Annotated in this window: 19 protein-coding genes; 4 read left to right on the top strand and 15 right to left on the bottom strand. The window is 66.7% G+C overall.

The window, feature by feature from the left end; translation table 11 throughout:
- Positions 1-36 precede the first annotated feature (36 nt).
- From AZG88_RS18095 to AZG88_RS18085, 3 genes are read right to left on the bottom strand one after another with little or no spacing between them, the layout of a single operon-like run.
- Positions 37-402 (bottom strand): YidH family protein, encoded by a 366-nt coding sequence (locus AZG88_RS18095; RefSeq protein WP_043943639.1) that lies wholly within the window; start codon positions 400-402, stop codon positions 37-39.
- Entirely contained in the window at positions 399-1016 is a 618-nt protein-coding gene (locus AZG88_RS18090; protein WP_331712273.1) for a TetR/AcrR family transcriptional regulator, read from the bottom strand. Before AZG88_RS18090 ends, AZG88_RS18095 begins: the two co-directional genes overlap by 4 nt.
- Before the next feature lie 10 nt (positions 1017-1026).
- Positions 1027-1797 carry an ABC transporter permease gene (locus tag AZG88_RS18085; protein ID WP_061698474.1) on the bottom strand — a complete coding sequence of 257 codons (771 nt, stop codon included), beginning with the start codon at positions 1795-1797 and terminating at the stop codon, positions 1027-1029.
- Between the two features lie 14 nt (positions 1798-1811).
- Between AZG88_RS18085 and AZG88_RS53745 the strand changes: the two genes are divergently transcribed.
- The gene (locus AZG88_RS53745; protein WP_156517522.1) at positions 1812-2339 is read left to right on the top strand and encodes a MaoC/PaaZ C-terminal domain-containing protein; all 528 of its coding nucleotides are present in this window, start codon (positions 1812-1814) and stop codon (positions 2337-2339) included.
- 14 nt (positions 2340-2353) lie between these two features.
- Here AZG88_RS53745 and AZG88_RS18075 read toward each other — a convergent pair whose 3' ends face one another.
- Positions 2354-3358, bottom strand: a complete 1005-nt coding sequence (locus AZG88_RS18075; protein WP_061698472.1) for an FUSC family protein — start codon at positions 3356-3358, stop codon at positions 2354-2356.
- A gap of 192 nt (positions 3359-3550) precedes the next feature.
- Here AZG88_RS18075 and AZG88_RS18070 point away from each other — a divergent pair, with 192 nt between their 5' ends.
- Both AZG88_RS18070 and AZG88_RS18065 read left to right on the top strand, forming a co-directional pair.
- Positions 3551-4555, top strand: a complete 1005-nt coding sequence (locus tag AZG88_RS18070) for an ROK family glucokinase (protein WP_005248548.1) — start codon at positions 3551-3553, stop codon at positions 4553-4555.
- Complete coding sequence (locus AZG88_RS18065; RefSeq protein ID WP_025431714.1) at positions 4540-4875, top strand: WhiB family transcriptional regulator; 336 nt, start codon at positions 4540-4542, stop codon at positions 4873-4875. The genes AZG88_RS18070 and AZG88_RS18065 overlap by 16 nt, the downstream gene beginning before the upstream one ends.
- A gap of 10 nt (positions 4876-4885) precedes the next feature.
- Here AZG88_RS18065 and AZG88_RS18060 read toward each other — a convergent pair whose 3' ends face one another.
- The 5 genes from AZG88_RS18060 to AZG88_RS18040 all read right to left on the bottom strand — a co-directional run bounded on the left by AZG88_RS18060 (position 4886) and on the right by AZG88_RS18040 (position 13605).
- Entirely contained in the window at positions 4886-6691 is a 1806-nt protein-coding gene (locus tag AZG88_RS18060) for a serine/threonine-protein kinase PknD (RefSeq protein ID WP_025431715.1), read from the bottom strand.
- 52 nt (positions 6692-6743) lie between these two features.
- A complete protein-coding gene (locus AZG88_RS18055) occupies positions 6744-6992 on the bottom strand; it encodes a hypothetical protein (RefSeq protein ID WP_005253439.1) in 249 nt (82 codons plus the stop codon).
- Between the two features lie 90 nt (positions 6993-7082).
- Entirely contained in the window at positions 7083-9635 is a 2553-nt protein-coding gene (locus AZG88_RS18050; RefSeq protein ID WP_061698471.1) for a LuxR C-terminal-related transcriptional regulator, read from the bottom strand.
- Positions 9636-9887: 252 nt separating this feature from the next.
- Positions 9888-12251 carry an arylsulfatase gene (locus AZG88_RS18045; RefSeq protein ID WP_061698470.1) on the bottom strand — a complete coding sequence of 788 codons (2364 nt, stop codon included), beginning with the start codon at positions 12249-12251 and terminating at the stop codon, positions 9888-9890.
- Positions 12252-12447: 196 nt separating this feature from the next.
- On the bottom strand, positions 12448-13605 hold the full coding sequence (locus tag AZG88_RS18040; RefSeq protein ID WP_061698469.1) for an acyl-CoA dehydrogenase family protein: 1158 nt from the start codon (positions 13603-13605) through the stop codon (positions 12448-12450).
- 191 nt (positions 13606-13796) lie between these two features.
- Between AZG88_RS18040 and AZG88_RS18035 the strand changes: the two genes are divergently transcribed.
- A complete protein-coding gene (locus AZG88_RS18035; RefSeq protein WP_005248541.1) occupies positions 13797-14945 on the top strand; it encodes a TetR/AcrR family transcriptional regulator in 1149 nt (382 codons plus the stop codon).
- Between the two features lie 29 nt (positions 14946-14974).
- Here AZG88_RS18035 and AZG88_RS18030 read toward each other — a convergent pair whose 3' ends face one another.
- The 6 genes from AZG88_RS18030 to AZG88_RS18005 all read right to left on the bottom strand — a co-directional run.
- On the bottom strand, positions 14975-16141 hold the full coding sequence (locus tag AZG88_RS18030) for a thiolase family protein (RefSeq protein WP_061698468.1): 1167 nt from the start codon (positions 16139-16141) through the stop codon (positions 14975-14977).
- Positions 16142-16194: 53 nt separating this feature from the next.
- Positions 16195-17352, bottom strand: coding sequence for an acyl-CoA dehydrogenase family protein (locus AZG88_RS18025; RefSeq protein ID WP_061698467.1), 1158 nt, complete (start codon positions 17350-17352; stop codon positions 16195-16197).
- A 13-nt stretch (positions 17353-17365) separates the two neighbouring features.
- Positions 17366-17746 (bottom strand): MaoC/PaaZ C-terminal domain-containing protein, encoded by a 381-nt coding sequence (locus AZG88_RS18020; protein WP_061698466.1) that lies wholly within the window; start codon positions 17744-17746, stop codon positions 17366-17368.
- A gap of 32 nt (positions 17747-17778) precedes the next feature.
- Positions 17779-18582, bottom strand: coding sequence for an SDR family NAD(P)-dependent oxidoreductase (locus tag AZG88_RS18015; RefSeq protein WP_061698465.1), 804 nt, complete (start codon positions 18580-18582; stop codon positions 17779-17781).
- 28 nt (positions 18583-18610) lie between these two features.
- Entirely contained in the window at positions 18611-19756 is a 1146-nt protein-coding gene (locus AZG88_RS18010; RefSeq protein ID WP_061698464.1) for a CaiB/BaiF CoA transferase family protein, read from the bottom strand.
- Positions 19757-19792: 36 nt separating this feature from the next.
- On the bottom strand, positions 19793-20328 hold a 536-nt coding region (locus tag AZG88_RS18005), incomplete at its 5' end, for an SDR family NAD(P)-dependent oxidoreductase (RefSeq protein ID WP_061698463.1).

Raw genomic sequence — 20328 nt, 5'->3', positions numbered from 1 at the left:
TTCTCTCGGCCTGCAGGCCGCTGTCGGAGCCGGCGGTCACGAGAACAGCATCGTGGCAACGGCGAGCACGGCGATGACACCGACCCCGACGCAGAGAACGGGAACGAGAACCGGGCGTGGGAGCGGGTGCGTGCGGCGCATCGCCGATTGCACGGTGCGCCAGTGCTGGTATGCCCCGACCGCCAGGACGAACGCGAGCGCGACGCAGGCCGTCCCCAGTGCGAGGTGAGCGAACTCGATTCGTGACGACTCGACGAGTTCGTGCACGGCGACCCCGCCCGCGAGCAATCCGAGCGAGGTCCGGATCCACGCCAGGAAGGTGCGTTCGTTCGCGAGTGTGAACCGGTAGTCGGGTTCGGTGTCGGCGGGAGAGTCCGGCACCTCGGATTCCGTCGTCGTCACGAGACGGAGACCGTGGCCGTGGACGGGGCTTCGAGGACGGCGACGCACGTGTCGACGAGGTCGGACACGATCGCCTCCGTCTGCCCCTCGGTGCGCTCGTGCTTCTCCCAGCGTGCGAGGGTGACGAGGCTGAGATTGATGATGCTGACGACACGCCAGCCCGCCACGTCGTGCGGAGCCCTCGCCAGACCGACGATGAGATCGCGCACCCGGCGAAAACTCTCGGCGCTGAGGTGCTTCTGGACGAACTCGGCGAGCGCGGGGTCGTTCGTGACCTGAACGAGGAAGCGGGCGTAGAAACTGCCTTCACGCTTCAGGGTCTCCGCCGCGAGCGGCAGGATCAGCGCCTCGACAGCCTGGCGGGCAGTGGGTGCGGACCCCGATGCGTCGATCTCGTCCAGCATCTCCTGTCGTCGCAGGTTGGCTGGTGTCATGCGTGCCTCGACGATCGCGTCGATCAGGCCCTCCCGCGACCCGAAGTGGTACTTGGCCGCGGACTTGTTCGCCTGCCCGGCTGCGTCTTGCACATCCTTGAGCGTCAACGCCGTCATTCCGCGTTCGGCGACGATGCGTTCCGCAGCGTCGATCATTGCCTGACGTGAATTCTTGGCCACGCCCACGAGGCTAAGGCTTCGTCCTTATTTGTGTCAACGGGTGGAAACGGCGGCCGGCCGTGGCAGATCCATAATCGGTCGGACGGGTGAGTTGCGCTGCGACCCGCGCCAGGGTGGCGCTGGTCAGGTATCCGACGGTGCCGACGATCAGCAGCAGGCTCCAGACGGCACGCGCGTCGAACTTCTGCTGGTTCTCGACGAGTAGCCGTCCGATGCCTTCGCCGGCGCCGAGGATGTCGACCAGCAGCGTGATTATCAACGCCATCGACGCTGCAACCCGCACACCGAGCATGATTCCGGGAGCGAGGGTGGGCAGTACGACCTTGCGCCATCGCTCACCGATCGTCAGGCCCAGGGTGCGTGACATGTCCAGGCGCACGGCGGGGACGGCGCGCATCGCTGTCGCGGTGTTCAGCAGGATCGGCCACGATACGACCAGGGCCACAACCGCGACACCGCTCACGAGTGACGTGCCGAGAATCAGGACTGCGACGGGGACGAACGCGGCGCCGGGTACGGCGGCCAGGAAGTCGACAGTCGGTGAGAGGGTGCGATCGATCCGCGGAGACGCGCCGATCGCGATCCCCACTGTTGCGCCGATGAACGCCGCAAGCGCCAGCGCGACAACGAACGTCGTCAGCGTCTGCCCGATTGCCGGCAACAACACCCCCTCGTCGTACATGCGTGCGATCGCTCTGAACCACTCGACCGGCGGCGGAAAGGACGGCGAATCATCGCTGGCGATGAGCTGCCACACGATCAGCAGCGTGGCGAGCGGCACCAGTCCGCGGAGCGTTGTGGCTCGCCCGACAGGCCGTGGTGAGTGGCGGCGCGGTCGACTGCGCGCTGGCGCTCGGCTTCGAGCAGATGGTGCCGGGGGCGTTGGGCTCGGTGTTCTCCGACCGGCCCGGCCCGATGGCGCGGCAAGAGGCGGCCAGGGACGAACCGCAGGGCGTCGACCCGCAGTCGCCGATGCGGCGCAGTTCTGGGGATTCGCAGGACTTCCACATCGACGCCGAGGCCGCCGAGGCGCGGCATTTCGGCGGGATCGTGGCCAGCGGACTGCACACGATCGGGGTCTACCAGCGGCTGGCGGCCCTGTGCCACCTGAACCGATGGAAGGTGATCGCGGGCAGGGGAATACGGGACCTCCACTTCCCCAGGCCGGTCCGGCCCGGTGACGTCCTCACCGGCTCGTTCACGATCGAGGCCATCCGGGCGACGAGGACGGCCGGCGACGTGGTGACCCTGGTGAGCCGGCTCGTCAACCAGGAAGGCGATCCGGTACTCGCGATGACGTCGGATGTTCATGTGACGCATTGAGCACCGGGACGCGGTCAGTGTGACGACCGCGTTCGACGCCCCAGCGTGGGGACGGCGATGCCGAAGACGAACGCGATGGCGACGCCGAGCACGGTTTCGGACAGCCGTTCGGTGAAGCGGTATCCGGCTTGTCCGGGATCGGAATACAACAGCAGGACGAACACCAGGAAAGTAGTGAACGTCGACGTCACGTACCAGCGACTGCGGTGGGTTGCTGCGGCAGTGGCGACGACCGCGAGGACGGCGACACCGTAGACCCAGGGGGAGGGGGTCGTGCCGACGACGAGCACGGCCGCCGTGCCACCGGCGAGCATCGAGGCGATCCGTCCCGCCATACGGGTCACCTGCGCTTCGGCGTCGGGGCGCATCACGAGGAGTGCTGCGGCGCAAGCCCATCCGACGTGCTCGAGGTGGAGGGTGAACCCGATTGCGGCGGCGGTCGCGCCCGCGGCGCCGAGCCGGACGCCGTAGCCGAGGGTTATCGCCGTCCCGGCCCGGGCGGGCGCTTCGGCGGCATGTTCGGGGAGCAGCAGCGACATGAGGTAGGCGAACACCGAACCGCCGACCATGAGCAGGGCGAGCCCGATCGCCGTCGCCGGGTCGTCGTAGCTGAGGCCGACTCCGACCAACGGCACCGACAGCGTCGACAAGACCCTGCCGAGGTCTCGCCGTTTCGCGACGGTGGTCTGCGCGAGCGCCGCCGCACCGACCGCGAGGGCGAACACGACCGCGGTCGCCAGCAGGGGTGTACCGGCAACGAATGAGCCCAGCACCATCGGCAGGCCGGTCAGGATCCCGACGAGGATCAGCGCGGCCCGCGCCCGTCGGGTCGGCGGCAGTCCTATGATCGCCGCGGGCAGCACCCCCACCGCGAGCGCGACACCCGACGGGACGGCGACCGCGGTGACCACGGCGGCCGGCACGGCGTCGATGGCGCCGACCGCCGCGGCTCGCCACTGCCAGTCGAGACGCCGGGCCGCGGTCTCGCCCGGTTCCGGATGCTCGGGGGCGTCGCGCACGCTCTCAGAGTCCTCCGACCTGTGCAGTCCCGGATCACTCCTCACGGATGAGATCCGGAAGCGGCTGTTCGGGGGCTGACGTACGCACGACTTTGTTCTCAAAAAAACCAAAGTACGTATTGATAACGCGCCAAAGGTCCTCTAGTGTCAGCGTGACACCGCTCACTCGGAGATTTGAAGAGGACACGAGACATGGCTCTGACAATTGGCATCGACGTGGGTGGCACGAAGATCGCAGCCGGCGTGGTCGACACCGACGGAGTCATCCACCGGATGGTGCGTCGTGACACCCCGTCCCATGATGCGCGCCGTGTCGAGAACGTCATCGCCGAACTCGTCCGCGAACTGGCGGATACCCACCCCGTGCAGGCAGTCGGTATCGGCGCGGCCGGGTTCGTGGCCGCCGATCTCAGCACCGTGCTCTTCGCCCCGAACCTGGCCTGGCGCAACGAGCCCCTGGGCGAGGTGGTCGAAGCGGCGTGCGGACTGCCGACGGTGGTGGAGAACGACGCCAACGCCGCAGCATGGGGCGAGGCCCGCTTCGGGGCCGGACGGACGGGGCAGACCGTCGTCGTGCTCACAGTCGGAACCGGCATCGGCGGCGGCATCGTCGTCGACGGCGTTCTCCATCGCGGCAAGTTCGGTGTGGCCGCGGAATTCGGGCATCTCAACGTCGAACCGCACGGTCGCCGCTGCGGGTGCGGCAACCACGGCTGCTGGGAGCGTTACGCCAGTGGGCGGGCACTGGTCCGCGAAGCACAGGATCTCGCGAACGTCTCGCCCGGTTTCGCCGCCGATCTCCTCGCCCGCGCCGGTGGAAGGGCGGACGCCATCACAGGCCTGCACATCACCGCGGCCGCGCAGGAGGGTGACCCCGCCGCACTCGAGTGTTTCCGGGTGATCGGTTCCTGGCTGGGGCACGGCATGGCGGACATCGCCGCGTTCTTCGACCCCGACCTGTTCATCATCGGCGGGGGCGTGTGCGAGGCGGGCGAACTGCTGCGCGGTCCCGCCGCCGCCGCGTTCGAGAACCGTCTCACCGGACGCGCACACCGACCGGTCGCCGAGGTGCGACTGGCTGAACTCGGCGCGAACGTCGGCATCGTCGGCGCCGCCGATCTGGCCCGGGAACGAGTTCTCGGGCTCGCACACAACGGCTCACGAGTATCTGGAGGAGTGCAATGTCCAATCGGTTGAGTCTTCCCATTCCGGTCGCCGAGGTGTGGGACTGGCAGAGGGACGCCGCATGCCGCGGCTACGAGTCGTCCACGTTCTTCCACCCCGACCGCGAACGTGGCCGGGCCCGCGAGATGCGGGACTTCCGCGCCAAGATGATCTGCCGCGGATGCCCCGTGCTGGTGCAGTGCCGCGAACACGCGCTCAGTGTCGGTGAACCGTACGGCATCTGGGGTGGACTCTCCGCGAACGAGCGCGAAGAACTCCTCGCCACTCACCACGGCAGGGTGGACGAGGCCGTGGCGGAGTCCTTCGGCTTCGATCTGGCGCGCCAGGCCTGAGCACGAGCGGTCAGCTGCCCGCCGGGAGCATGACCACTCTGCTGTTGTCGGTGTCCGCGACGTACACGTCGCCTCGGCTCGACACGGCGATCCCCTCCGGCTGGTCCAGCCCGGAGAACGGGAGAACCTCCTGCTCGTCCGAACCGGCGGCCAGCCGCAGAATGCGATTGTGGTTCTGATCGATGGCGTACACGGTTCCCTCGTCGTCGACCGCGACACCCCCGACGCTCTGGAGGTCGGTGAAGGGCAGAAAGCTCTGGGCATGGGTGGCGGCGTTCCACGCGAGAACCTTGTTGGGCGTGCCGACGTAGAGATCCCCGTGTTCACTGACGGCGACGGCGAACGGGCCGATCACCGTCAGCGGCACCGCGACGGGAGCTGCGGTGACGTCGTGCAGGGCCATCACCCGATTGTTCAGCGTATCGGCGACATACAGCGTGGCGTCCGGTCCGAGTGCGATTCCGAACGGCTGGTTCAGGCCGCTGAACGGCAGCGGTACCTGGGTGCTGCCGTGCAGCATCGTCACGGTGTTGGTCACGAGATCGGAGACGTACACATCGCCGGACGCACTGACCGCCACTCCCTGCGGAACCTCGAGTCCGGTGAGGGGAAGAACTGTCTGCTCATACGTCCCGGCGCTCACTTTCAGGACCTGTTTGGCCGCGCTGTCCGCGATGTACAGGTCCCCGGTGCCCGAGACCGCGAGCCCGGCCGGACCCTGTAGATCGGCCAGCGGGAGCACGACCTGCGCGCTCGTCGACTCCTCGCCCGGCCAGGCGACATAGGCGACGGCGGCGACGACGAGGACGCCCAGAAGCGCGGCGAGCAGCCAGCGCGTCCGCCGGCGCGAGCCCCCGACCGGTGTCGGTTTCGTGGGCGCCGCACCCGGCACGGTGTCGGGCCGGGTCACGTTCGGACCGCTCGCGCGGGTGGTCGAGGCGGGGTCGACCAGGGCAGCAGGCCGGGTCACCTGGCCGGGCTCGGTCCACTCGATCGCGCGGACGGCGTCACTGAACTCACGACAGGTCGAGTAGCGATCTTCGCGGCTCTTGGCCATGGCGCGCGCGACGACCGCATCGACACCGGCGGGCAGCCCGGGGCGCACCACGCTCGGCTGGGGAATCGGTCCGTTCAGATGGCCGTGCATCACCGAGGACGCGGTGTTACCGGGGTACGGCGGTTCGTTGGTGAGCAGGTGGAAGAAGGTGCAGCCCAACGCGTAGATGTCGACCCGGTGGTCGAGTTTCTCGCCCTCGATCTGCTCGGGCGCGGCGTAGTGCAGGGTCGCCACCAACATCCCGGTGCGGGTCAGCTGATGCGTTTCGTCCAGGGCTTTGGCGGTGCCGAAATCGGTGAGCAGTACACGTTCGGGATCACCCGGCGCGAGCAGAATGTTCGCCGGCTTCACGTCACGATGCAGAATCCCGGCGTCGTGAGCGTGGTCGAGTGCCTTGCCCGTTTCGCTGACGATGTGCACGGCGCGCTCGACGTCCAGGGCGCCGGAACCGAGCGCTTTCCTGGCGTCGGTGCCGGGAACGTACTGCATCGCGATCCACAACCTGCCGCCTTCGCGGCCACGGTCGTGGACGGTGACGATGTTGGGATGGTCGAGATGCGCGGCGTGGTCTGCTTCCGACTCGAAACGTGACCGGACGTAGTCGTCGTTCGTCCACGACGTGTCGAGCAGCTTGAGCGCGATCTTGCGCGGCAGGTTGGGATGCTGGGCGAGGTACACGGTGCCCATGCCGCCTCGTCCCAGAACCCGTTCGATCACGTAGCCGGCAAACACCGTGCCCGGTTCGAACTCGCCGCTCACATCGGCTTCACCGCCTCCCGGGACCCTCCAACCATTGAACCCCGACGCCGGGTCAGTCCGGTAGCCGCCGCATCTCGATGACGGTCAGTCCCAGCGCGTCGAAGCGCGCCAGCATGCCACGGAGATCTGTCGGGCTGTCGACCGGACCGTAGAGCGTGGTGTCGCCGGTCGTGACGTCCGAGACATCCAACTCGGGGAACGCGGCCAGCACCCGATCGGACAGGGCGCCGCTGATCAGGAAGGCGTACCTGACCTTGCCGGGCCAGTTCGATTCAGGACGCACCACGGCGGGCTCCTTCATTCGCATCGTCGTTCCAGAACTCGGTCAGCCGTAGATTTCAGGGTGACCGACAGAACGGCAACGCGCCTCACCCGCAAGTGGTGAACCGGCTCAGAGAAGGCCGTTGTGTTGCGCGGCGGCGATGGCGTCGCGCCGGGAGGTGACGCCGAGTTTGCGGTAGATCCCGCGGAGATGAGTCTTCACGGTATTCACCGACACACACAGATCTGCCGCGATCTGCTCGGCGGTCCGCCACGACGGAAGCTCCACGAGGAGTTCCAGTTCGCGGGGAGTCAACATGTCGGACGCAGCGCTCTCCGACCGCGGGAACGACGCCCGGAGCCTCTCCGCGAAGGGTTCGAGGACACCGAACCGGCCGGTGCTCCGCACCAGAAGTTCTCGGATCTGCGGTCCGCAGTCGTGGAAGGGGCGCAATGCCGACTGCGGCTCCGCGAGACGCAACGCCTCGGTCAGTGCGCTGTGGGCACGTGAATCATGTTTGCGGGCAAGCGCGATCGATGCGTCCACGAGCCACGCCGCAATCAGATTGGTTCCCGCCGCACACTCCAGTTCACCGTCCACGACGGGTTGGAGCGTCTTGCGGGCCAAGTCGAGTCGGTGGAGATGCAGATGGATGATCGCCTCGACGAGGGCTGTGTCGCCGGTGGGCCCGAGGAGAGCGTGCGTCTCGGTCGCCAGTTCGTGCGCCCACCCGGTCTCGCCGGCGGACAGATACGCGTACTGAATGGCAGGCAGCAACACCGCCCGGACCCCCGGTGGAACCGGCAACGAGGACGACACGGGGCTCTCCGCGTGCAGCGTCGTCACCGAATTGTGCCGGTGTCCGGAATCGTCGAGACCGAACAGGGTGGCGGCACCGTCGGCGAAGCCCGCGATCCCGGTGTTTGCCCGACGCAGCGCCTCGGCGGATTCGGCGGCGAGGCGGGCGGCATCGGGATCCATCCGGAGGTAGCGGCACCAGGAGTCGATGAGTTTGGTCAAGTGGAATGTCGGATCGCTCGTTGCCGAATGCGTCCGACCGATCGTGAGTGCCTCGTCCGCCAGAGCGGACGCTCGCACGACGTCCCCCCGCGACATCGCGACGGCGGCGAGAGACCCCAGGCCGTACATGACGCCCAGCGACGCATCACCGAGGCGAGCGTGAGCCAACGACTTCTCGAGCACAACCTCCGACTCGTCGTTCCGCCCGAGGAACAGCAGCGCACGCCCTTCCTGGAGCAGGACGAACGCGTCGAGATCGGGATCGCCGCTCGATCCGACACCCACCCTGCGCAGCCGGTTCAGGGCGGTCTCGATGTCGCCGGTGCCGATCGCGGTCTGCACCCGGAGCGATTCGCGGAGCAGCAGGTGTAACCGGGACTCGGCGGCACCGTCCACCAGCAACCCCGACCGTCTGCGGTCGAGAAGTTCGAGGGTGGACGTGGCCACCGGGATGTTGCCCGACGCGAGCGCCGCGGCGGCGCGGATGAGCCGCGCCGACGGGTGGTCCTGCGAAGATCGGGGTGCCCGCGCGAGTAGCCGGTCGACGGCCTCGCCGTGACCTCCGACGATCAGGGCCAGCGAAGTCCGGGCGAGCAGCGCCACGATTTCTTCGTGATCACCGGAGTTCACCGCGTGTTCGAGGGCGAGCAGCGCGTCCCCGAATTCGTCGTGCCAGTGGGCGGCCGTCAATTCGAGGTGCTCGACTTCGACGTGGCCGATCCGGCTGATCTCCGCCCGCAGATAACTCCGCAGCAGCGGGTGGTAGCGATAGTGCGTGGGGCTGTCGGTGATTCGGCTGATCAGAAAATTGTGGTGCTCGAGCCAGTCGATGTTGCCGTGCGCATCGGTGCAGCCCGTGAGCTTCTCCGCGAGTTCGACGGTGAACGAGGCCGGGACGGACGTGCGCAGGAGGAACTCGCGCATCTCGCCGGTCTGGCCGGCGAGGACCTCCTCGATGAGATAGTCGGCAACGGCCCGGCGGTCGCCCGTGAACTCGGCGATCAGTCGGCTCGGATCCGGGTGTCCTTCCAAAGACATTCCCGCCAAGCGGATTCCGGCAGCCCAACCCTCCGTGCGGTCCATCAGCGCGTCGAGATCGGCCGGACTCAGCACGACGTCGTGCTCGTCCAGCATCTCGGCCGCCTCGGCGGACGTGAAAGCGAGAGCCTTCGCCGTGAGCGTGAACAGCTTGCCGTCCAGGCGAAGTCGCTGCAGAGCGAGCGGCGGCTCGAATCGCCCGATGATGACCGTCCGCAGCATCGGAGGTTGCCAGCGCATGAACGACTCGAGGTCGGTGAGTACCTCGGTGTCGCGGAGGAGGTGGGCGTCGTCGATGACCATCCAGATGTTCTCGCCGAGTTCGTGCAACGCGGCAGACAATTGCGCGCCTAGGTCCGGTGACTCGGAATCGAGCCCGGCGCATGCCTTCTGCAGGCGAGGATTTCCGGTGTCGGTGAGTGAGCGGAGGATGGCACGGTGGACGACGTCGAGGTCGTTGTGCCGCTCCTCGATCGTGAGCCAGGCAATGGTCGGAGCGTCGGCGGCGGCGAGCACCTCCCGTGCCCAGTCGGCCACGGCCCGCGTCTTGCCCGACCCGGCCGGTGCGCAGACGAGCGCCACCGGGCAGGGGTGGGCGTCGTCGGTGAGCGCTTCGGTGAGCATGGTGTGCAGGCGGGTCCGGGTAACCGTCCGACCCCCTGCACTCGAAGGTATTCGAGTACTCAGATGAAATTCCCCGAGAGGTACTGCCGTCACGCCGACCCCCAATTCTCGCTGCACCGAGAAACGATCTTCGACAAACGCCAATCCCCGACGCCGTAGGCCGGTGCGATGATTTTAGCGAGAATGCGTTGTTTTGTGTGGGTGAACGTGTTTTACCGAAGGGAATGCCACGCTTTCGTGATGTCGTTCGGACTACTGCTTCGTCATCGCGATCGTCATCCTGTGCTCGGGATCGGCCAGGTGACTGTGGTCGTCGTCCCCGATATCGATACGTGCCCACGCGATGTCCCCGGTGAAACCGTTTCCGGTCGGGCCGTACTCGCTGGAGACGGGGGAGGCGACATCGATTCCGACGTCCACCGTTTCGTCCATCGAGAACATGAAAGGCAGTGTTCGTTCCACCTTCCCGGAACCGATGGAGTGTCCGTCCGCGTAGAGGGTGACGGTGCCGCCTTTACCGAGACCGCCGCCCTCGTAGTCGAACTCCATGCGCACTTCGTGATCTCCGGGGGATAATGGCTGGTCAGAGGTGGTCGTGTACTCGTTCAAACCGAGGACGTTGTAGGTGTATTTCAGGTAGCAGTCCTTCGTGTACACACTCCAGCCCCCGAACGCCCCGCCCTGGACGAGAATGACCCCGTTCGCGCCCGATTCCGGGACAGTCACCTTCGCGGTGATCGAGTGCGACTTGTTCTTGACGTTGATGACGGAGTTCTCGCTGAGCCTCTTCATCCCTGGATAGAACGTCTGGGAGGTCCCCTGGATCAGCGTGGGCCTGCCGACCAGTTCGTCGTTGAACCGCTCCGCCGACCGGGTATCCATGGGCAGCACCTTGAATCGCGCCGCCTGGATGAGGAACAGTCGCTGCAGGTCGGCCAGCTTGTCCGGGTACTCGTCCGCGAGGTCGTGCGACTGCGTCCAGTCCTCTTCCACGTTGTAGAGCTCCCACACGTCGGCGTCGAGGCCGTGCGACGAGGCGAGCCACGGGTCCTTGTGTTTGGCGACCGCGGTCCAGCCCTTGTGGAAGATCGCCCGGTTGCCGAACATCTCGAAGTACTGCGTCTCGTGCTGTTCCGGTGCATCGGCGGCATCGAAGGAGTAGTTCATCGCCGTCCCTTCGAACGGGCGCTGTGTGACGCCGTGCACCGTGCTCGGTTCGGGAATGCCGGCCGCCGCGAGGACCGTGGGTGCGACATCGATGACGTGTGCGAACTGGTGGCGGATCTCGCCGCGTGCCGCGATGCCGTTCGGCCAGCTCACGATCGTTCCGTTGCGGGTGCCGCCCCAGTGCGAGGCCACCTGCTTGGTCCACTGATACGGGGTGTCCATCGCGTGTGCCCAGCCGATGGCGTAGTGGTTGTAGGAGTCGGGGGTGCCGAGGTCGTCGATGTGCTCGATCATGTAGTCCTCGGTTTCGAGATGATCCATGTGGTTGATGATGAAGCTCTCGTTGGTGGTGCCCTTCATGGTTCCCTCGGCGGACGCGCCGTTGTCGCCGATGATGACGTAGACGAGAGTGTCGTCGAGGACGCCGAGGTCTTCCAGTGAGTCCAGAACGCGTCCCACGTGGTGGTCGGTGTAGGCGAGGAATCCGGCGTAGACCTCCATCTGGCGGGCGAGCGCCGGCCGGAGTTTCTCGCTCATCTCCTCCCAGGCGGGAATGCCCGGGCTCCGGGCGGTGAGGGTGGCGTCCTGCGGGACCACCCCGAGTTCTTTCTGCCGCGCGAAGGTCTCTTCGCGTAGTGTGTCCCAGCCCTGATCGAACTTGCCCCGGTACTTGTCGGCCCATTCCTTCGGCACGTGGTGCGGGGCGTGGGTGGCGCCGGGCGCGAAATACGTGAAGAACGGCTTGTCGGGTGCCAGGGCCTTCTGCTGTTTGGTCCAGGCGATCGCCTTGTCCGCCATGTCGGCCATGAAGTGGTACCCCTCCTCCGGGGTGCCCCACGGTTCGAGCGGCGAAGTGTTCTCGTAGATCGCCGGATACCACTGATTGGTTTCGCCGCCGACGAACCCGTAGAAGTACTCGAAGCCCCCGCCCGGGTGCGGCCAGTGGTCGAAGGGGCCGACCGGTGAGGACTCCCAGACCGGGACCTCGTGGCACTTCCCGAACTGTGCCGTGTTGTATCCGTTCAGCTTGAGTATCTCCGCGAGCGGGGCACAGTTGTTGGGCCTCAGTGAGCTGTAACCGGGTGCACTCGTGGCAATTTCGGTGATACCGCCCATCCCGACCGTATGGTGGTTGCGGCCGGACAGCAGAGCCGCGCGCGTCGGCGAGCACAGCGCCGTCGTATGGAAACGGGTGTACTTGAGTCCCTGAGCGGCGACGCGTTCGAAGTTCGGCGTCTCCACCGGTCCGCCGAACGAGCTGGACGCGCCGAACCCCGTGTCGTCGACGAGAATGACCAGCACGTTCGGGGCGCCGTCGGGTGGGAGCAGCCTGCGAATCGGCGGATAGCTCGTGTCCGGATCCGTCGCGTCGTACGTCACCGTTCCCGTGTATTCGAGGTCGGGAATCGGAAGGGTTCCGCGTTGGATCTCCGTCGAATCGGTTGCCATGGCTACCTCTCTGCGGCTGATGCGGGCGGCAGTCGGGGCCCGCCCGCGAATACAGGTGTGCGGCTCTTCGGCGACGCTAACCGCGCAGTGCCGTCACCGGGATCACCCGGGGAGGGTGATCCCGGTGAGCGGCTCCGCCGCCCGTGCGTGGTTGACGAGTGTAGGGACTCCTCAACCGCGCACGGGCGCGAAGCGCCTACACGCCGAGGTCCTTCGCGATGATCGTCTTCATGACCTCGCTGGAACCGGCGTAGATCCGGTTGACCCGGGTGTCGGCGTACAGCCGGGCAATCGGATACTCGCGCATGTAGCCGTAACCGCCGTGCAATTGCAGGCACTTGTCGATGACGCGCCCGGCGACCTCGGTGCAGAACAGCTTGATCTTCGCCGCGTCGGCGACCGTCAACTCGCCGATCTCGTCGAGGTCCAGAGCGCGGTCGACCATGCTCTGAGCGGCCTGCACCTCCGTCGCGCACTCGGCGAGCACGAACTTCGTGTTCTGAAATGCCGCCACCGGGGTGCCGAAGACCCGGCGCTCGAGCACGTAGGCTTTCGCGAATTCGATCGCCGCACTCGCGTTCGCGTAGGCACCCACCGCTGCTCCCAGGCGTTCCCGCACCAGGTTGCGAGTCAGGTAGGAGAATCCTGCGCCCTCCTCGCCGAGGAGATTCTCGACGGGGACCGACACATCGGTGAACGACAACTCGGCGGTGTCCTGCGCACGCAGGCCGATCTTGTCCAGCTTGCGTCCGACGACGAAGCCTTCCGAGGCGGTGTCGACGCACAGGATGGACAGGCCACCTCTGCGGTTGCCGGGATCGAGCGGGGAGGTGCGGCACACCACCAGGATCAGATCTGCCTGTGCGCCACCGGTGATGAAGGTCTTCGCGCCGTTCAGCACGTAATGCGTGCCGTCTTCGGACAACGCGGCGGTGGTCTTGATTCCCGCCAGATCGGAACCCGCGCCGGGCTCGGTCATCGCGATGGCGGTCATCATCTCGCCGGCGACGAACCGTGGCAGCCATCGTTGCTTCTGCTCCTCGGTACCGTATTCCAGCAGGTAGGGCTGCACGAGGCACGTGTGCACCACGTCGGCGCCGAAGCTGACGCCGGCGCGGGCCGTTTCCTCGCGGATCACGGCCTGGTACTTGAAGCTGGTCTCCCCGGCCCCGCCGTACTGCTCGGGGATCTCGATGCCGAACACTCCGAGTTCGCCGAGTCGTCGGTAGAGCGTGCGCGGCACCATGCCGTTCCGCTCCCATTCGGCGTACGACGGCGTGACCTCCCTGGTGATGAACTCGCGGATAGTCTTGCGGAAGGTTTCGTGATCTTCGTCGAACACGGTTCGCTTCACGGTCGGTGTCCCTTCGGTCAGTGCTCCGGCGAGACAGGGCCGGGCAGCACGTGAGGTAAGATTCCCTAACCGGATGATTGGGAAGAATTGCGAGAGAGCTTGCTCTTTTCGCAAATAAGTGAATCTTACCTCATATCGTTGCAAATCTGCATCGGGCGAGGGGATTCCGCAGGGACACGGAGGATGCCAGCATGGTCGTACGCAGACCCCACGACCGCAAGCAGCAGATCATCGTCGCGGCGGGAGACCTGTTCCGCGAACGCGGATACCACAACGTGTCCGTAGCCGATGTCGCCGCCGAAGTCGGGATCACCGCGCCCGCTCTGTACCGCCACTTTCGTAACAAACCCGATCTGCTTCACAACGCAGTCCAGGCAGGCATCGACTCGCTGGTCGCCACGGTCTCGGAATCCGAAGACCTGAAGGCGCTGCTGACCAATCTGTCGTCATCCGTGTCGCGGCGCCGCGGGCTGTCGCTGCTGTGGCAGCGCGAGGCCAGGCACCTTCCGGCGGAACAGCGCGAGCTCATGCGGACGCAGGTCACAGACGTCGCCGCGCGGGTGGCCTCGCTGATTCGCGCCGAGCGTCCCGAACTGCACGAAGGCGACGAGTACCTCCTCGGGTGGAGCGTGATCGCGGTCTTCGGCAGTGTCTCGGGACACCGCGTGGCGCTCGCGAGGAAGCAGATGGAGGCGCTGCTGTACGACCTTGCCGAGAGGGCCTGTCAGGCGAGTCTGGGCGTCACGGAGTCCCGGGACCAGCCGCCGACCAGTTCTGTCTCCGTGGCTCTTCCGCGACGCGAACTGCTCCTGATCGAGGCGATCCGACTCTTCGACGAGCGCGGATACCAGTCCGTGAACACCGAGGAGATCGGTGAGGCCGCCGGCACCACAGGTCCCAACGTCTACAACCACTTCGACGCCAAGGTCGACCTCCTCGTCGCCGCCGTGTCACGGGGTGGAGAGCGCCGGAGGCTCGGGGCGTCGCGGGCGATGGCGGAGGCCGGTAGCCCGGAAGAGGCCCTGATCGGGCTTCTGAAGGCGCACATCGACTTCGCGATCACCGAACGCCACCTCCTCGGGGTGTTGATCAGCGAACTCGACCAACTACCCGACAAGTTCCGCAAGACGTGCGAGCAGAGTCAGCGCGAATATCTCGGTCTGTGGGTGCAGGTGCTGGACGAGGTGAAACCCGGCCTCACAACGGCCGAGGCGAGGATCACGGTCAGCGCTGCACTGACCGTGGTGGAGAACGCGGTTCGTACCGGCAGGCTTCGGCGTCGCCCGGATCTTGCGGACCGCCTCGCCGAGATCGGTACCGCGGTCCTGCTGGGCAACTGAGGCAGCTCCCGAACGAGGACGCGTCGCCGTCAGAGCACTTCGAGGATCGTCGCGTTGGCCATGCCGCCACCCTCGCACATCGACTGCAGCCCGTAGCGGATGCCTTCGTCGCGCATGTGATGCACCAGGGTGGTCATGAGCCGGGCGCCGGACCCGCCGATCGGGTGCCCCAGCGCCATCGCGCCGCCGTTGGGGTTCAGCCGCTCGTAGTCGGCGCCCGTCTCGCGCAGCCAGGCCAGGGACACCGAGGCGAACGCCTCGTTGATCTCGAACGCGCCGATGTCGTCGACGGACAGCCCGGACTTCGCCAATGCCTTGGCGGTCGCCGGAATGGGCCCCTTCAGCATCGTCACGGGATCGGTGCCGGTGACCACCGCCGTGTGGATCCGGGCGATCGGGGTCCAGCCCTGCTCCTTCGCGAATTCGCTGGTGGTGATGAGCAGTGCCGCGGACCCGTCGGAGATCTGGGACGAATTCGCCGCGGTGATGGTGCCGTCTTCGTCGAACGCCGGACGCAGCCGCGCCAGTGTGTCGAGCGTGCCGCCGGGCCGCACGCCTTCGTCGGTGTCGAAGACATGTGCGCTGCCCTCGGCGTCGGTGACGTCGACGGCAGTGATCTGGTCCTTGAAGCGGCCCTCGTCGAAGGCGGCCGCGGCCCGGGCGTGGGAATCGAGAGCATGCTGATCCAACTCGGTGCGGGTGAGACCGTATTCGTCGGCGATCAGCTGTGCGCCCATGCCCTGGTTGAACCGCACCCCGTCGTAACGGTCCCAGACGAGAGGTCCGTGGGGCTCCCCGAAGTCACCTGCGGCGCGGGCGGATCCGAGGGGGACGGCACTCATCATCTCGACGCCTCCCGCGACCGCGACGTCGTACTGCCCGGAGATCACCCCCGCGGCGGCCTGATGCACGGCCTGCTGCGAAGACCCGCACTGGCGGTCGACGGTGACGCCGGGTACGTGCTCGGGCCAGCCGGCGGCGAGCACGGCGGACCGGGCGATGCAGCCCGACTGCATGCCGAGCGTGCCGACGCAGCCCCAGACCACGTCGTCGACGAGACCCGGATCGAGCCGGACCCGGTCGGCGAGCGCGCCGAGCACGTGGGCGGACAACGAGGCCGCGTGCATTCGGGACAGTGCACCGCCCCGTTTGCCGACCGCGGTCCGGACGGCGTCGACAATGACTGCGTCGCGCATGGGAACTCCAGGTGTACTAGGGGATCAGGGGTTGGGGCGGTGGACGTGCGGGCCTACAGGCCCATGTCCTTGGCGATGATGGTCTTCATGACCTCGCTGGTGCCGCCGTAGATGCGGCTGACGCGGGAGTCCGCGTAGAGACGCGCGATGGGGTATTCGAGCATGTAGCCGTAGCCGCCGTGCAGCTGCAGGCATTTGTCGATGACGCGCGCCGCGACTTCGGTGCAGAACAGTTTGATCCGCGCGGCGTCGGCTGCGGTGAGCTCGCCGGAATCGTCCAGTTCGAGTCCTCGGTCCACGAAAACCTGCGCGGCCTCGACATCCGTGGCGCACTCGGCGAGCACGAATTTGGTGTTCTGGAAACTCGACACCGGTTTGCCGAACACGTTGCGCTCGGTCACGTAATCCTTCGCGAAGCGGACCGCGGCGGCTGCGGACGAAACTCCGCCGACTCCGATGGACAGGCGCTCGCGGGGCAGGTTCTGCCCCAGATAGGAGAAACCCCGATCCTGCTCGCCGAGCAGATTCTCCACCGGAACCACCACGTCGGTGAAGGACAACTCGCTGGTGTCGCTGGCACGCAGACCCAGCTTCTCCAGCTTGCGGCCGTACTCGAACCCGGGGCTGTCGGTCGGAACGACCAGCAGGCTCAGACCGAAACGGCGATCGTCCGCGGTGGGGGCCGACGTGCGGGCCACGACCACGCAGAGTTCCGAGTTGACCGCGCCGGTGATGAAGGTCTTGGCGCCGTTGAGGACGTAATGCGTACCGTCCTCGGACAGCTTCGCCGTGGTCTTGATCCCCGCGAGGTCGGAACCGGTGCCCGGTTCCGTCATGGCGATGCACAGCATCGTCTCACCGGACGCCACTCCGGGGAGCCACCGCTTCTTCTGCACGTCGTCGGCCAACCGCAGCAGATACGGCAGCACGATGCCGATACTCACCGAGTAGTGGCCGAATCCGACGGCGGCGCGGGCAGCTTCCTCCTGCATGACCGCCTGGAACTTGAAACTTGCGTCGCCGGCGCCGCCGAATTCCTCCGGGATGCCGAATCCGGTGGCGCCGAGGTCGCCGAGTTTGGTGAACAGTTCGCGTGGAACGCAGTTCGCCGCCTCCCAGTCCGCGTAGTGCGGCGTGATCTCCTTGGCGATGAACGTCCGGATCGTGTCCCGGAACGCTTCATGCTCGTCGTTGTAGACCGTGCGTTTCATCTCTGATGTCCTTTCAGTTCGCCGTGACGACGGCGGACCCCTGGAGGGTGACCGTTCCGTCCGGCAGGGTCACGGTGAGGTCGAGGTGGGCGACACCGTTCTCGACCTTCACCACCGTCCCGGTACAGGACGGAGTCGAGTTGACCGGTGTGATCGCCGAGAAGCGGACGCTGTACGAGCGGATGCGTTCCTGTGCAACGTAGTTCGTCAGCAATCGCCCCAGATAGGCCATCGACAGCATGCCGTGGGCGAACACGTCGGGAATTCCGATGGCGGTGCACGCGTCGATGTCGATGTGCACCGGATTGTGGTCACCCGACGCGCCCGCGTACAGGGCGAGCGTGGAGCGAGTGATCTTCGGTAGTTCGAGGGTGAGGGCGTCTCCGGAATTCATCTCAGCCGTCTTTCTTGCGTCGCAGTTGTCGCTCAGACCCGACCGGCGTCGACCACCAGGCACTGGCTGTTGACGTAGTCGGATTCGGGTGTGCAGAGGAGGTACACCGCTCCGGCGGCTTCCTTCGGGGTGCCGCCCCGGCCGAACGGGATCGTGGTCGCCATCGCCGCCATGCGGTCGGGGTTGACGCCGACGCGGATGTCGCGCCCGTCGATGTTCAGCGTCGTGTTCGTCTCGGCCGTGACCTCGGTCATGCGGGTGACGATGAAGCCGTAGGCGACGGCGTTGACGTTGACCTTGTAGCGGCCCCACTCCTTGGCGAGGGTCTTGGTCAGTCCGATGAGCCCGGCTTTCGCGGAACCGTAGTTCGCCTGTCCCGCATTGCCGTAGAAGCCGGACGTCGAGGAGATGTTGACGACCTTGCGGTGGTAGTCGGTCGGGTTGGCCTTGATGTACGGCTGGGCGGCGCGCAGGATCCGGAACGGCGCCTTGAGGTTGACGTCGAGAATCGTGTCCCACTGTTCGTCGGTCATCTTCTGGATGACGGAGTCCCAGGTGTAGCCGGCGTTGTTGACGATGATGTCGAGGCCGCCGAACGATTCGACGGCGGTGTTCACGAATCGTTCCGCGAATCCGTCCTCCGTCACCGATCCGACGCAGGTGACGGCCTGTCCGCCGGCGGCCTTGATGTCCTGCTCGGTCTGGGTGGCGGGTGCGGGGTCGAGGTCGTTGACCACGACGGCGGCACCTTCGGCGGCGAGCTTGAGTGCGATCTCGCGGCCGATGCCGCGGCCGGAGCCGGAGACGAGGGCGACTTTTCCGTCGAGAGTTCCCATGGTGTCGTACGTCCTGTTCGTGTAGTCGTCAGGCGCGGGCTGCCGCGGCGCCGGCGTCGACGCCGATCTCGGCGAGGACCTCGCGGGTGTGGGCGCCGACGTACGGCGCGGGTGTGGGCGCCGAAGCGGGCGTTCCCAGGTAACGGGGTGCGGGGGAGGGTTGCACGAAACCGTCACCGAAGGTGCCGAAGGTTCCGCGGCTCACGTTGTGCGGGTGCGCGGCGGCCTCGGTGAGGGTCAGGACAGGAGAGACACACGCGCCCTGTCCGTCGAACATCGACTCCCACTCGGTGCGGGGCCGGGTCGAGAAGACCTGGGCCAGTCGTTCGGCCATCGTCGGCCAGGCGTCGCGGTCGTGTTGCCTGGCGAAATGCAGGTCGTCGGTCAGGTCCAGCACCCGGAGCATCGCGGCATAGAACTGCGGTTCCACGCAGCCGACGGCCACGAATCGTCCGTCCGCGCAACGGTATGTCCGGTAGAACGGCGCCGCGCCGTCGAACATGTTCGACGCCCGCCGGTCCACCCACCGGTCGCGGGCGAGCAGACCGTGGATCAGGGCCAGCTGCACCGCGGTGCCGTCGGTCATCGCCGCATCGACCACCTGTCCGCGCCCGTCGATACGGGACCGGAGCATTGCCGTCGTCATCCCCAGGGCGAGAAGCATTCCGCCGCCGCCCATGTCGCCGATCAGGTTCAACGGCACCGGGGGAACGTCACCGTCCGAGCCCATTGCGCCGAGGGCGCCCGTCAAGGCGATGTAGTTGATGTCGTGGCCCGGCTCCTGCGCCAGCGGCCCGTCCTGGCCCCAGCCCGTCATGCGGCCGTACACCAGCTTCGGATTCCGGGCCAGGCAGCTGTCGGGCCCGATGCCCAGACGTTCGGTGACACCGGGCCGGAAGCCCTCGATCACCGCATCGGCGGTGTCGATGATCTTCAGCACGGTCTCGACGTCACGCGGATTCTTCAGATCCAGGGCGACGGACCGCCGATTGCGATGCAGCACAGGATGTCCGGTTCGGTTTCCGACCTCGGTGTGCCGGTCGATGCGGATCACGTCCGCGCCCTGATCGGCGAGTAACATACCGCAGAACGGGCCCGGCCCGATCCCGCCGAGCTCGACGATCCGCAGTCCGGTGAGGGGTCCGCTCGCGGCGGTGGTGGGGTCAGTGCTCATGAGAAGCGCTCCTTGGCAGGGGGATCGGTCCGGGGGTCAGCGTGAACCGGCGTCGACGTTCAGGCACTGGCCGCTGACGTAGTCGGTCTCCGGTGCGCAGAGCACGTACACCGCTCCGGCGGCTTCGGCGGGCGTACCCGGGCGGCCGAGTGGGTTGGACGTCTTCACCCGATCCATCACCGCCTGACTGACACCCGCCTTGATCTTGCGGCCGCCGATCTCGACGAACGTGTCTTCGCCCGACACCGCGTCGGTCATACGGGTGAGAATGAAACCGAATGCGACGGCGTTGACGTTGACCTTGTAGCGGCCCCACTCCTTGGCGAGGGTCTTGGTCAATCCGATGACGCCCGCTTTCGCGGCGGCGTAGTTGGACTGTCCCGCATTGCCGAACACTCCCGCGGCCGACGAAACGTTGACGACCTTGCGGTGGTAGTCGGTCGGGTTGGCCTTGATGTACGGCTGGGCGGCACGCAGAATCCGGAACGGCGCCTTCAGGTGCACGTCCAGGATCGTGTCCCACTGTTCGTCGGTCATCTTCTGGATGACGGTGTCCCAGGTGTAGCCGGCGT

Source organism: Rhodococcus sp. LB1, from assembly GCF_001583455.1.
Taxonomy (GTDB): Bacteria; Actinomycetota; Actinomycetes; order Mycobacteriales; family Mycobacteriaceae; genus Rhodococcus_F; species Rhodococcus_F opacus.
Note: the sequence above shows the minus strand (reverse complement) of the source record. Positions and strands in the feature narration are given on the sequence as shown.